We start from the raw sequence: 14,187 nt of genomic DNA on the forward strand, positions 1-14,187 counted from the left end.
ATAAATTTCCCATAGTTATATATTACAGGTTTCATTACGTATACGCAAAGAAGAAGGTTTCATGCTCTGGATATTTTAATTAAAGAAAGGAAGAGAGTCAGTGAGTGAACCAATATTATTTTTACTTATTTTATTTATTATCGGATTTATTGCCAAAAACCAATCATTAATGATTGCGGTTGCTGTTTTATTGATTATTAAAATGATCGGACTGGAAGAAAAGTGGCTGCCCACTGTCCATGAAAAAGGGATTCATTGGGGAGTTACGGTGATTACGATCGCTGTATTGGCGCCGATTGCTACGGGAGAGATTGGCTTTAGGCAACTAATCGCATCATTGCAGTCGTTTTCAGCTTGGATCGCGCTATTATCAGGAATCTTTGTCGCATTAGTCGCGAAAGGTGGAGTCACATTACTGTCAACGGACCCACATATGACGGCTGCTCTCGTATTTGGGACGATTATTGCTGTATCGCTTTTTCATGGTGTTGCCGTCGGGCCATTAATCGGTGCGGGAATTGCTTATATGGTGATGAAAATGGTAGAATATTTTTAAATAGTTGTTTAAACCGAATTTATTTTTTTGTAATAATATTTAAAAAGAATAGGAGATTTTGGATTCACAAAAGTCAGATAATTGTTTATAATATAGACGTAAGCCGATTTAGCGGCATCCCTGTTGCCGCTTTTTGTTCTAGCAGAGGGCGGCGGACAACGGGGAATATATTATAAAATGTAAGCACTTTCTATTAAAGTTTTTTTGCTTTTATTTCGAGCAAGCGCTCGCTCTCGTATCGTGCTAATTGCAATGGGAGAAGGGGAATTTTAAAGAAAAGGAGAGATCACGATGACAGTTACACGCGGTCTAGAAGGGGTTGTGGCAACCACGTCAAGCATTAGCTCGATTATTGATGACACGCTAACATACGTAGGCTATGACATTGATGATTTGGCAGAAAACGCTTTATTCGAAGAGGTTATTTATTTGCTTTGGCATCGTGAACTTCCGACGAAACAACAGTTGGAAGAGCTAAAACAGCAATTGGCGGAAAATGCGGCGATTCCGAAAGAAATTATTGAACATTTTAAACAGTATCCAATCGACAAAGTTCATCCGATGGCAGCATTGCGGACAGCGATTTCCATGTTAGGGCTATACGATGAAGAAGCAGATGTAATGACAAAAGAAGCAAACTATCGCAAAGCGATTCGTTTGCAAGCAAAAATTCCTACAGTTGTTACAGCATTTGCCCGCGTCCGCAAAGGGTTGGAGCCTGTCGAACCAAGAAAAGATTTAGGATTTGCAGCTAACTTCCTTTACATGTTGACAGGCAAAGAACCAAATGAAACGGCTGTTGAAGCGTTTAACAAAGCGCTTGTTTTACATGCGGATCATGAATTAAACGCATCGACATTTACTGCGCGTGTTTGCGTAGCGACATTGTCAGATGTTTACTCTGGTGTGACAGCGGCGATTGGAGCGTTGAAAGGGCCGCTTCACGGCGGTGCAAATGAAGCTGTCATGAAAATGTTAAAAGAAATTGGAACGATTGATAATGTAGAATCATATATCTACAAAAAGTTAGAAAATAAAGAAAAAATCATGGGCTTTGGCCATCGCGTTTACCGAAAGGGCGATCCGCGTGCGAAACATTTGAAAAAGATGTCGGAAAAATTAACGAAGCTTGTTGGTGAACCACATTGGTATGAAATGTCAGCGAAAATTGAAGAAATTGTTACTTCCGAAAAATCACTGCCACCAAACGTTGATTTTTACTCGGCATCTGTTTATCACTGCTTAGGAATTGATCATGACTTATTTACGCCGATTTTTGCAGTAAGCCGTATGTCTGGATGGCTTGCCCATATTTTAGAACAATACGATAACAATCGTCTCATTCGTCCGCGCGCGGAATACACTGGTCCGGCAAAAAGGGCATATGTGCCGATTGAACAACGCGGCTGATTATGTTTATAGTTTATAAAAGGTGAGAAGATATACTTGTATTCTCACCTTTTAACAAAATATATTTGGAGGTTGTTATGGTGGCGCAAGGTGAAAAAATTACTGTAACAAATGGTGTGTTAAATGTACCAAACAATCCAATTATTCCATTTATTGAAGGGGATGGGACAGGTCCAGACATTTGGGCTGCCGCATCTCGTGTGTTGGAAGCAGCAGTAGAAAAGGCGTATAAAGGGGAAAAGAAAATCGTTTGGAAAGAAGTTCTCGCAGGGGAAAAAGCGTACAAACAAACCGGTGAGTGGCTTCCACAAGAAACAATTGATGTTATTCGGGAATACATAATCGCGATTAAAGGACCGTTGACGACTCCAGTCGGCGGAGGAATTCGTTCATTGAACGTAGCGCTTCGTCAAGAGTTGGATTTATTCGTTTGCTTGCGTCCTGTCCGCTATTTTAAAGGTGTTCCTTCTCCGGTAAAACGTCCAGAAGATACAGATATGGTCATTTTCCGTGAAAACACGGAAGATATTTATGCTGGAATTGAGTATGCCAAAGGGACACCAGAAGTGAAAAAAGTGATTGATTTCTTGCAAAATGAAATGGGCGTTCGCAAAATCCGCTTCCCAGAAACGTCTGGTATCGGCATTAAGCCAATTTCCGAACAAGGAACGAAACGGTTAGTGCGCGCCGCAATCAACTATGCGATTGAACACGGACGAAAATCGGTTACGCTTGTTCATAAAGGAAATATTATGAAATTTACGGAAGGCGCGTTTAAAAATTGGGGCTATGAATTAGCAGAAGAAGAATTCAGCGACAAAGTATTTACGTGGGCGCAATATGACCGCATTGTCGAAACAGAAGGAAAAGAAGCAGCGAATAAGGCGCTGGCGGAAGCAGAAGAAGCTGGAAAAATTATTATCAAAGACGTCATTGCCGATATTTTCTTACAACAAATTTTAACGCGCCCGCGTGAGTTTGATGTGGTTGCAACGATGAACTTAAACGGTGACTATATTTCTGATGCGTTAGCAGCGCAAGTTGGAGGTATTGGTATCGCTCCAGGAGCAAACATTAACTACGAAACAGGACATGCCATTTTTGAAGCTACTCACGGAACGGCTCCGAAATATGCAGGATTGGATAAAGTGAACCCATCATCGGTCATTTTATCTGGTGTGATGATGTTTGAGCATCTCGGATGGAACGAAGCGGCAAAAATCATTGTCAAAGCAATGGAAAAAACGATTGCCGCAAAAATCGTTACATACGATTTTGCTCGTCTCATGGAAGGCGCTACGGAAGTAAAATGTTCGGAATTTGCTGACGCACTCATCCGGAATATGGAATAAAATTGGGGGATGATGGGAGAAAATGACAATGAAACGCAAAAAAATCTCAGTGATCGGTGCGGGATTTACCGGAGCAACCACCGCATTTATTTTGGCGCAAAAAGAACTAGGAGATGTCGTTCTTGTCGATATTCCGCAATTAGAAAATCCGACAAAAGGAAAAGCGCTGGACATGTTGGAATCAAGTCCAGTGCTAGGTTTTGATGCAAATATTATCGGCACTTCCGATTATGCGGATACTGCCGATTCCGATATTGTTGTTATTACAGCAGGGATCGCGCGCAAACCAGGCATGAGCCGCGATGATCTTGTTACAACAAACCAAAAAATTATGAAACAAGTAACAAAAGAAGTCGTCAAATATTCGCCAAATTGCTATATTATCGTATTGACGAACCCAGTTGATGCGATGACATATACGGTATTTAAAGAATCTGGATTCCCGAAAAACCGGGTAATCGGTCAATCCGGCGTATTAGACACAGCTCGTTTCCGCACGTTTGTTGCACAAGAATTGAATATTTCTGTGAAAGACGTTACTGGTTTTGTATTAGGAGGACATGGTGATGACATGGTGCCGCTCGTTCGTTATTCCTATGCTGGCGGCATTCCGCTCGAAAAATTAATTCCGAAAGACCGCCTAGACGCGATTGTGGAACGAACTCGCAAGGGCGGCGGTGAAATCGTGAACTTATTAGGCAATGGAAGTGCTTATTACGCTCCTGCTGCATCGCTTGCAGAAATGGTGGAAGCGATTATTAAAGATCAACGTCGCATTCTTCCAGCAATCGCTTATCTTGAAGGCGAATACGGTTACGAAGGCATTTACTTAGGTGTGCCGACGATTTTAGGCGGAAACGGCATTGAAAAAGTCATCGAACTAGAGCTTACTGAAGAAGAAAAAGCGGCGCTTGCCAAATCCGTCGAATCTGTCAAAAACGTGATGAGAGTATTAGAATAATGGTAAAGGCAAAAATTCGGGAATCTCCCGAATTTTTGTCACATATTTATTGAAAGCGCTTTCTAAACAAAGGGGTGTTTTAAGTGCTGAGAAAACGAAAACTAGGGAGAAATATATCAGAAATCGCGGTCGGGGAAAAATTAGTAATTAACGCCAAAATGGAAGATAAAGATCTATTGCTTTATCTTGGATTAACAGATGATGCGAATCCGTTATACATTCAACACGATTATGCTTCACAGACACCGTTTAAAAAGCCGATTGTTCCAGCGGTGATGCTGACAGGTATGATCACATCGGCTATTTCGAAATATTTGCCGGGACCGGGAAGCCATATTACAAAGCAGGAAATTCATTTTCTGAAGCCGGTTTACCATTATGAACAATTGCAATTTTTGTTTGAAGTGACGGAAGTAGAGGAAGAATGCAACCATATTACGATCACTGTCGAAGCGATACGCCAAGAATTGGAAAAAGTGTTAGAAGGTACTTTATCCGTCTGTCCGCCGTATGCACTGCCAACATTGGATAGCCGAGCATTAGAAAATTTTTAAATGAAAAAACCGCCTTATTTGAGGCGGCTTTTTTGCATGTTTATGGTATGATAAAAACGAATAATACTATTGATATGGTGGAGGCGTATATGAGTAAAAAAGTGTTAGTCGTTGATGATGAGCAATCGATTGTTACACTTTTAACATACAATTTGGAACAAGCGGGTTTTACGGTTGTGACCGCAAATGACGGCGAGGAAGCAATAGAAAAGGTAGCTTCCGAACAGCCAGCATTTATTATTCTTGATTTGATGCTGCCAAAGCTCGACGGGGTGGAAGTATGTAAACAATTGCGCCAGCAAAAAGTGATGACACCGATTTTAATGTTAACGGCGAAAGATGATGAATTTGATAAAGTGCTTGGGCTTGAACTCGGCGCTGATGATTATATGACAAAGCCGTTTAGCCCGCGTGAAGTAGTAGCGAGAGTAAAAGCGATTTTGCGGCGCACGCAGCTTTCTAATGGAGAAATGGAAACAAAAGATCAAATAGTCATCGGAGATTTAAAAATTCTTCCTGACAGCTATGAGGCATATTTTCGTGGGGAGCGGCTTGAGCTGACTCCAAAAGAATTTGAACTGCTTGTTTATTTAGCAAAACATAAAGGTCGAGTATTAACGAGGGATCAACTGCTAAGTTCGGTATGGAATTATGATTTTGCTGGAGATACTCGTATTGTCGATGTTCACATCAGCCATTTGCGTGAAAAAATTGAACAAGATACAAAAAAACCTATATATATTAAAACAATAAGAGGGCTTGGATATAAACTAGAGGGGCCAAAGCGGAATGACTAGCTTCCGATCGCGTCTATTGTTTGGGCTTGTGACATTAATTGTCACGGTATTGATTTGTCTCGGTATATTGCTTGGGCAGTTGTTTAAAGACTTTTATGTGGAAACCATGAATATAAGAATGGAAAAGGAAGCAAAAGCAGTTGCCATTTTATTAAAAAATGAATCACTTGATCGAATTCGCCCAGATTTACAAGAGATGAGCGAAGCGTTATCGTCACGTATTACCATATTAGATAACCATGAAAAAACGTTGTTTGATACAGGACATGTTGCTCATATTAGCGATGAAGACCATGAACAGATCATTCGCAATATTTTGCGGAAAAACCAATTAAATCAATTTTCCGTTATTGAAAAAACAGATGATGTCTATTACTATATCGTTCCTTTTACAAAAAACGGGCAAAACGCGGGATATGTCATTTTAAGCTCCCCGACCAATTCGTTAAAAAAAGTGACTCAGCAAATTTGGGGTATATTAATTAGCAGTTTAGGTACAGCACTTATTGTCATTATTTTATTAGGGCTAAAAATAGCTGATCAATATATGAAACCGATCGAAGCAGCAACAAAAGTGGCATTTGAATTGGCAAAAGGGAATTATAAAGCGAGAGTTCCGCATGTAAAAAATAATGAAACAGGAATGCTCGTCCATTCTATTAACCGGCTTGCCCGCAATTTGCAAGAGATAAGCAAGGCGCGGGAAATGGAAACAGACCGTTTGCATACACTGATTGAAAACGTCGGAATCGGCCTCATTTTGATCGATAGCCGGGGATATATCAATTTAATTAACCGCGCCTTTAAAGAGAGTTTCCATATTCATCCGGTTGATTATTTATACCGACCGTATACAGAAGCGTTTGCCCATAAAGAAATTGTTCAACTTGTAAATGAAATTTTTATGAAAGAAACAAAAGTTCGCAAACAGCTGTTGCTGACGATCGGGATCGAACGGAAGCATTTTGAAGTATACGGTGCTCCAATTATTGGAATGAATGATGAGTGGAAGGGGATTGTTCTTGTTTTCCATGATATTACTGAACTGAAAAAACTAGAACAAATGCGCAAAGATTTTGTTGCGAACGTATCCCATGAATTAAAAACACCGATTACGTCGATTAAAGGATTTGCTGAGACATTGCTTGATGGCGCCATGAAAGATGAACAAGCGCTGGAGTATTTTTTGTCGATTATTTGGAAAGAAAGCGAACGATTGCAAATGTTAGTGCAAGATTTGCTCGATTTGTCAAAAATAGAGCAGCAAGGATTTCGACTTCATTTGGAAACGGTGGATCTTGCGGATCTTTTGCGTGAAATTGCCGTCATGTTTCAACAAAAGGCCGAAGAAAAAGGGATTGATTTTTATTTGCATGCGCCAAAATCGGTATATATGGAAGGAGATGCGAACCGCATTAAACAAATATTTATTAATTTAATTACAAATGCTTTAACGTATACACCGAAAGGCGGAAAAGTGGAATTAATGATAGAGGAAAAAGAAAAAGAAATTCTCGTTCACGTAAAAGATACAGGGATCGGCATTGATGAACAGGAGATCCCACGCATTTTTGAGCGGTTTTACCGTGTGGATAAGGCAAGAAGCCGCAACTCCGGCGGGACTGGTTTGGGGCTGGCCATTGTAAAACATTTAGTGGAAGCACATCACGGTCATATTACGGTAAAAAGCACGGTCGGAAAAGGAACGACATTTACGGTGCATTTTCCGAAACAAATGCAGTTGGATTAATGGAAAGACGAGGACGAAAAAATGTTCTCGTCTTTTTTATTTACAAAGCAAATCATGTTACAATAAGAACAAGAGTGTTGGAGGAGGGAATGTTTTGAAGAAGAAACTCGTACTCATTGATGGAAATAGCATTGCGTACCGCGCTTTTTTTGCGCTGCCGCTTTTACATAACGATAAAGGGATTCATACGAATGCGGTGTATGGATTTACGATGATGTTAATGAAAATTTTAGAAGAAGAAAAGCCGACACATATGCTCGTTGCCTTTGATGCGGGAAAAACGACATTTCGCCACAAGACGTTTGAAGAATATAAAGGAGGACGGCAGCAAACGCCTCCGGAATTATCAGAACAGTTTCCATTGTTACGGGAGCTGCTTGATGCGTACCGAATTCGTTTCTATGAGTTGGAAAATTATGAAGCAGACGATATTATTGGTACATTATGCACAAAAGCGGAAAAGGAAGGATTTGAAGTAAAAGTTATTTCCGGAGACCGCGATTTAACACAGCTTGCGACTGATTATGTAACGGTAGATATTACAAAAAAAGGTATCACCGATGTGGAATCCTATACTCCAGAAACGGTGCAAGAGAAATACGGATTAACACCGGAGCAAATTATTGATTTAAAAGGATTGATGGGAGATAAATCAGACAATATTCCAGGGGTGCCGGGAATTGGAGAAAAAACGGCATTAAAGCTGTTAAAAGAGTTTGGCACGATTGAAAACCTATTGGATTCCATCGAGCAAGTAAGCGGAAATAAATTGAAAGAGAATTTGGAAAAAAACCGTGACCTTGCTCTTATGAGCAAACAGCTGGCAACCATTTTACGCGATGCACCAGTCGATCTTTCGTTAGATGATATAGAATATAACGGATATGATGTTGACAAAGTGATTGCTTTATTTAAAGAACTTGGTTTTAACTCACTTCTTGAAAAAATGGCGGCCCCACAAGGCGAAGAAGAGACGGAGGTTGCGCTATCGGACATTGATTATACGATCGTCGACGAGGTAACGGAATCCATTTTGTCCGATAAGGCGGCCCTCGTTGTCGAAGTGTTGGAATCAAACTATCATAAGGCGCCGATTTTGGGCTTTGCGATCGCCAATGAGCATGGAAACTTCTTTATTCGTACAGATACCGCGTTGTCGTCTTCTTTATTTACAGCATGGCTGGAAGATGAATCAAAGAAAAAAAGCGTTTTTGATGGCAAGCGGGCAATCGTTTCTTTAAAATGGCAAGGAATACAGTTGCGCGGTATTCAATTTGATTTATTAATCGCTTCGTATTTGTTAAATCCATCCCAATCTACAGAAGATGTCGCTTCTATTGCAAAAACGAAGCAATATATGGACGTTCAGCCCGATGAAACAGTATATGGAAAAGGCGCGAAACAAAAAATTCCGGATGAACCAGTTTTAGCGGAACATCTCGTGCGTAAAGCAGCGGCGATACGCGCATTAGAGCAAGATTTTATTTGCGATTTACAGGAAAATGAGCAATATTCTTTATTCACTGATTTGGAATTGCCTCTATCTTCCATTCTTGCGGAGATGGAGTTTACCGGTGTGAAAATTGATGTCAAGCGGTTAAAAGAGATGGGAGAAGAATTGACAGAACGGCTAAAAGAAATAGAACAAGAAATTTACGAATTAGCTGGTCAAGAGTTCAACATCAATTCACCAAAACAGTTAGGTGTCATTTTGTTTGAAAAGCTGCAACTGCCTGTATTGAAAAAAACGAAAACAGGCTATTCCACATCAGCGGAAGTGCTGGAAAAACTTGCGCCACAACATGAAATTGTCGAGAAAATTTTGCATTACCGTCAATTAGGAAAACTGCAATCAACGTATATCGAAGGGTTATTAAAAGTGGTGCATCACGACACGAACAAAGTGCACACGATTTTTAACCAAGCGCTCACCCAGACAGGACGGTTGAGCTCTACGGAACCAAATTTGCAAAACATCCCGATTCGTTTGGAAGAAGGGCGAAAAATCCGACAAGCGTTCGTTCCATCAGAACCGGATTGGGTGATTTTTTCCGCGGATTATTCGCAAATTGAACTGCGTGTGCTTGCCCATATTGCAAATGATGAAAATTTAATTGATGCGTTTCGTCACGATTTAGATATTCATACGAAAACAGCAATGGATATTTTTCATGTGAACGCAGATGAAGTGACGCCAAACATGCGCCGGCAAGCGAAAGCGGTAAACTTTGGCATTGTTTACGGCATCAGCGACTATGGGCTGTCGCAAAACTTAAATATTACTAGGAAGGAAGCAAGTGAATTTATTAAACGATATTTTGAGATTTTTCCAGGGGTAAAGCAATATATGAAAGATATCGTCCAAGAGGCAAAACAAAAAGGTTATGTTACTACGCTTTTGCATCGTCGCCGCTATTTGCCAGACATTACAAGCCGAAACTTCAACTTGCGCAGCTTCGCGGAACGAACAGCGATGAATACACCGATTCAAGGGAGCGCTGCCGATATTATTAAAAAAGCGATGATCGATTTATCGAATCGGTTGAAAAAAGAAAACATGAAAGCACGAATGTTGTTGCAGGTGCATGACGAACTCATTTTAGAAGCTCCTAAAGAAGAAGTAGAGCGATTGCAACAAATTGTTCCGGAAGTAATGGAAAATGCGGTGCAATTACGGGTACCGCTTAAAGTGGATTATCATTTTGGACCAACATGGTATGACGCAAAGTAAAGGAAGGGATTACGTATGCCAGAACTGCCGGAAGTCGAAATCATTCGTCGCACTCTTATTCCATTAACCGCCGGTAAAACCATTGCCGATATCCAAGTATTTTGGCCAAAAATCATTAAGTATCCGGCAGATGTTACGGAATTTATTGAAACAATGAAAGGGCAAACAATTCATGATATTCATCGGCGGGGGAAATTTTTAAAATTTATTCTTGATGAACATGTGCTTATTTCTCATTTGCGTATGGAAGGACGTTATGCGGTTTGTAAAAAGGAAGATCCTATCGAACCGCATACGCATATTATTTTTCGATTTATAGACGGCACAGAACTTCGCTACCGCGACGTAAGAAAATTTGGAACGATGCATCTTTATCGAAAAGGAGAAGAAGAGGCGCGGCTGCCTTTGTCACAGTTAGGACCTGAACCGTTTTCGGAAACATTTACTGCCAGTTTTCTTGCACAGCAGCTGCGAAAAACGAACCGTACGATCAAAACGGCACTTCTCGACCAAACGGTTGTCGTTGGGCTCGGCAATATTTATGTAGATGAGTCACTATTCCGTGCTGGAATCCATCCTGAACGTATCTCGTCGTCATTAACTGACGAGGAAGTTGCTCGCTTACATCGCGAAATGGTGACAATATTACAAGAAGCGATTGAAAAAGGAGGAAGCACGGTAAGGTCATACGTTAACACAAATGGAGAAGCAGGAACGTTTCAGCTGCAGTTATTTGTGTACGGACGAAAAGGAGAACCGTGCCAACGCTGCGGGCAGCCGATTCAAAAAACGGTTGTTGCCGGTCGGGGGACTCATTATTGCGCATTTTGTCAGCATTAATATAAATGCGGCTTAATATGGCTGACGGAGGCAAGTCGATGACTTGTCTCCGTCCCGCAAAAGCGCACACAAATTTATTATTCTGCACTTTTAGGGAGAGGAAGATATGGCACTTACAATCGGATTAACAGGCGGCATCGCGAGCGGAAAAAGCACAGTAACGAAGATGCTTCGTGGTCTCGGCATACCCGTTATTGATGCCGATCAAGTTGCGCGCGATGTTGTCAAAGTGGGAGAGGAAGCGTACGAACAAATTATTAAGACGTTTGGACAAGACATTTTGCAGGAAAATGGGGAAATTGACCGTGCGAAATTAGGAGCGATCGTTTTTTATAATGAGCAGGAACGAAAAAAGCTGAACGCCATCGTGCATCCGGCTGTCCGCCGGCGTATGCTTGCCGAAAAAGAAGCGTACGTTCAAAAAGGGGCAAAAACGATCGTTTTAGATATTCCGCTTTTATTTGAAAGCGAACTTACTCACTTGATTGATAAAATCATTGTTGTATATGTTGATAATGATATCCAGCTTGAGCGCTTGATGAAACGGAACGGTTTTTCCGAAGAGGAGGCTCTTGCAAGAATTCGATCGCAAATGCCGCTTCATGAAAAGGTGAAAAAAGCGGATGCGGTCATTAACAATAACGGAACAATCGAAGAAACCAAACAACAACTTTTACGAATTTTAAAAGAATGGAACGCCCTATAAAAAAAGGGCGTTTTTTTTTTATTATTTTGATGAATTTTTTCTCCACATACCATAAAAATATGATATACTGTTTATGTACAAATCGGTTAATTAGTATAACATATATATGAGAGGAGAACATAAATGAAAGCGAAAGTGGCGATTAATGGATTCGGAAGAATCGGGAGAATGGTGTTCCGCAAGGCGATTTATTCCCCGGATTTAGATATCGTAGCGATTAATGCGAGTTATCCATCCGAAACGTTAGCGCATTTAATAAAATATGATTCGAATCATGGGAAATTTGATGGTGAAGTGGTGCCATTAGAAGACGGGCTTCTTGTCAACGGTAAAAAAGTTAAGCTTCTCAGTTCGCGCGATCCGAAAGAGTTACCGTGGAAAGAGTTGGATATTGACATTGTGATCGAAGCAACAGGAAAATTTAATTCCCGGGAAAAAGCAAGCCTTCATCTAGAGGCAGGAGCCAAACGAGTGATTTTAACAGCACCTGGGAAAAATGAGGATGTAACGATTGTCGTCGGCGTAAACGAACATGTGCTTGACATTGATCAACACTTTATTATTTCCAACGCCTCTTGTACAACAAACTGCCTTGCTCCTGTTGTGAAAGTTCTCGATGAGGCGTTTGGAATTGAAAACGGTTTAATGACGACCGTTCATGCATATACGAATGACCAAAAAAATATCGATAATCCTCATAAAGATTTGCGCCGTGCTCGTTCTTGCGGACAATCGATCATTCCAACAACGACCGGTGCGGCAAAAGCGTTAGGATTAGTACTGCCTCACTTAAAAGGAAAATTGCACGGAATGGCGCTCCGCGTTCCGATACCAAACGTATCGTTAGTCGATTTAGTCGTTGATGTGAAAAAAGAGGTGACAGTAGAAGAAGTAAACGAGACGTTTATTCGCGCTGCAAACGGTCCATTAAAAGGAATTCTTGATTTTACAATGGAACCGCTTGTTTCCATCGATTTCAACACAAATCCACACTCGGCGATTATTGATGGATTGTCCACGATGGTGATGGAAGGGCGCAAAATCAAGGTATTAGCTTGGTACGATAATGAGTGGGGTTATTCTTGCCGCGTCGTCGATTTAGCGAATCTGATAGCAAACAAAATGAAGGAAAAGTTAAGCGTAAACGTATAATAAAAAAGCTGGCCATTGCGGCCAGCTTTTAGCTTTGGTGCGCCCCGAATCAGTCTACAGGAAGGAAAGCCCGAATTCGTTTAACGGTGTTCGTTGTTTTTTCAACACGGTCAATTCATATGCCGGTTTGCACGGCGATTCATATTTCCCTGCTGAAAAATCATGCGTGATCATAATGCCCTTTGACATCATTATAAAATGCGTTCCGTTCGGAAACACTAACACGTATATGGTAAAAAAATACTCTCTTAATAACGTAAAAATACAAAAAAGGATATTGAAAAAAATAAGTAAACAAAGTATACTATGTCTCGTGAACTTCTTAAAGGCAACGGTAATGTGACTACTTAAAGGGTTAGGACCTCTTAGGACTAACTTTCCCCCGTGGTAGTTATACATGCCATATTGCAAAAGAGTTTCATGTTTTATTTTTTAAGAAAATTTGGTTGAAGGGGGATTAATGGAATGGACACAATGGGTCGTCACGTTATCTCAGAATTATGGGGATGCGATTTTGATAAGCTGAACGACATCGAATTTATTGAGAAAACGTTTGTTGATGCTGCGTTGAAATCTGGAGCAGAAATTCGCGAAGTCGCATTCCACAAGTTTGCGCCACAAGGTGTTAGTGGAGTTGTTATTATTTCCGAATCGCACTTGACTATTCATACGTTTCCAGAACATGGCTATGCAAGTATCGATGTTTACACATGTGGACACTTAGATCCGACAATTGCGGCGGATTATATCGCCGATAAACTTGGAGCACAAACGCGCGAAACGATTGAACTTCCGCGTGGCATGCGTCCAATTGAAGTGAAAAAAGCACAAGCATTATAATAAAGAGTGAAATTAAAAGAGGTGCGAAAGACGCGCCTCTTTTTTACTTGTCTAATATACATCTTAGTCAAAAATGATGATATGATAATAGTAATTACGGAGCGTTATAAACAGAAAAATAAGGGGAAGTAAATGATGAGTGTTTGGAAAAAGCTGAAATATGCGCTAACCAATCATTGTGAAACGAGAGAAAATCATGAAGACGAACAGTTGCGGAGCCGTTACTATAAGGCGACAAATAATACTGTAATTCAGGCGGTAAAAGAATTGTTCACTTCTTCACCAGATTATGAATTATTATCTGTTTCTGAAGAAAGAGGAGAGTTCAGCGCGACAACTCGCCGTGGAAAAAAAGTATTCATTGTAGTTACTGTCATTTCTGTTCGCCCGCTAGAGACAGCGGTCGATTTTTCGGTCACAACGGAAACAACCTTTTTGCCATTGGATTTTGGTCGGAGTCGGCAGGTCATCATTGATTTATATCGAAAATTGGACCAACGCCTTCCATACATTGGGTCGGGAATGAACGCATAGCGAA

General features: G+C 40.7%; 13 protein-coding genes. All 13 read left to right on the plus strand.

Annotated elements, in window-relative coordinates; genetic code table 11:
• The first annotated feature begins 100 nt into the window (after positions 1-100).
• The 13 genes from QSJ37_RS12940 to QSJ37_RS13000 all read left to right on the plus strand — a co-directional run bounded on the left by QSJ37_RS12940 (position 101) and on the right by QSJ37_RS13000 (position 14,183).
• Entirely contained in the window at positions 101-556 is a 456-nt protein-coding gene (locus QSJ37_RS12940) for a DUF441 domain-containing protein (protein ID WP_285755506.1), read from the plus strand.
• Positions 557-847: 291 nt separating this feature from the next.
• Positions 848-1,966 carry a citrate synthase gene (gene citZ / locus QSJ37_RS12945; protein WP_285755507.1) on the plus strand — a complete coding sequence of 373 codons (1,119 nt, stop codon included), beginning with the start codon at positions 848-850 and terminating at the stop codon, positions 1,964-1,966.
• 77 nt (positions 1,967-2,043) lie between these two features.
• Positions 2,044-3,318, plus strand: a complete 1,275-nt coding sequence (icd, locus tag QSJ37_RS12950; protein WP_285755508.1) for an NADP-dependent isocitrate dehydrogenase — start codon at positions 2,044-2,046, stop codon at positions 3,316-3,318.
• Positions 3,319-3,340: 22 nt separating this feature from the next.
• Complete coding sequence (mdh, locus tag QSJ37_RS12955) at positions 3,341-4,279, plus strand: malate dehydrogenase (RefSeq protein WP_015864778.1); 939 nt, start codon at positions 3,341-3,343, stop codon at positions 4,277-4,279.
• Positions 4,280-4,362: 83 nt separating this feature from the next.
• Entirely contained in the window at positions 4,363-4,833 is a 471-nt protein-coding gene (locus tag QSJ37_RS12960) for a MaoC/PaaZ C-terminal domain-containing protein (RefSeq protein ID WP_285755509.1), read from the plus strand.
• A gap of 89 nt (positions 4,834-4,922) precedes the next feature.
• Entirely contained in the window at positions 4,923-5,630 is a 708-nt protein-coding gene (locus tag QSJ37_RS12965) for a response regulator transcription factor (protein ID WP_285755510.1), read from the plus strand.
• Positions 5,623-7,380: a two-component system histidine kinase PnpS gene (gene pnpS, locus QSJ37_RS12970; protein ID WP_285755511.1), complete on the plus strand. Its 1,758-nt coding sequence runs from the start codon at positions 5,623-5,625 to the stop codon at positions 7,378-7,380. Before QSJ37_RS12965 ends, pnpS begins: the two co-directional genes overlap by 8 nt.
• Before the next feature lie 94 nt (positions 7,381-7,474).
• A complete protein-coding gene (gene polA, locus QSJ37_RS12975; RefSeq protein WP_285755513.1) occupies positions 7,475-10,111 on the plus strand; it encodes a DNA polymerase I in 2,637 nt (878 codons plus the stop codon).
• Positions 10,112-10,126: 15 nt separating this feature from the next.
• Entirely contained in the window at positions 10,127-10,951 is an 825-nt protein-coding gene (mutM, locus tag QSJ37_RS12980) for a DNA-formamidopyrimidine glycosylase (protein ID WP_062679223.1), read from the plus strand.
• Positions 10,952-11,057: 106 nt separating this feature from the next.
• Positions 11,058-11,657: a dephospho-CoA kinase gene (gene coaE / locus QSJ37_RS12985; protein WP_285755514.1), complete on the plus strand. Its 600-nt coding sequence runs from the start codon at positions 11,058-11,060 to the stop codon at positions 11,655-11,657.
• Positions 11,658-11,780: 123 nt separating this feature from the next.
• A complete protein-coding gene (locus tag QSJ37_RS12990) occupies positions 11,781-12,809 on the plus strand; it encodes a glyceraldehyde-3-phosphate dehydrogenase (RefSeq protein WP_285755515.1) in 1,029 nt (342 codons plus the stop codon).
• Positions 12,810-13,274: 465 nt separating this feature from the next.
• Positions 13,275-13,649: an adenosylmethionine decarboxylase gene (gene speD / locus QSJ37_RS12995; protein WP_003248680.1), complete on the plus strand. Its 375-nt coding sequence runs from the start codon at positions 13,275-13,277 to the stop codon at positions 13,647-13,649.
• A gap of 135 nt (positions 13,650-13,784) precedes the next feature.
• Positions 13,785-14,183, plus strand: a complete 399-nt coding sequence (locus QSJ37_RS13000) for a cytosolic protein (protein ID WP_285756128.1) — start codon at positions 13,785-13,787, stop codon at positions 14,181-14,183.
• Positions 14,184-14,187: the final 4 nt, after the last annotated feature.

This window comes from Parageobacillus sp. G301 (genome assembly GCF_030268025.1).
GTDB classification, from domain to species: domain Bacteria; phylum Bacillota; class Bacilli; order Bacillales; family Anoxybacillaceae; genus Parageobacillus_B; species Parageobacillus_B toebii.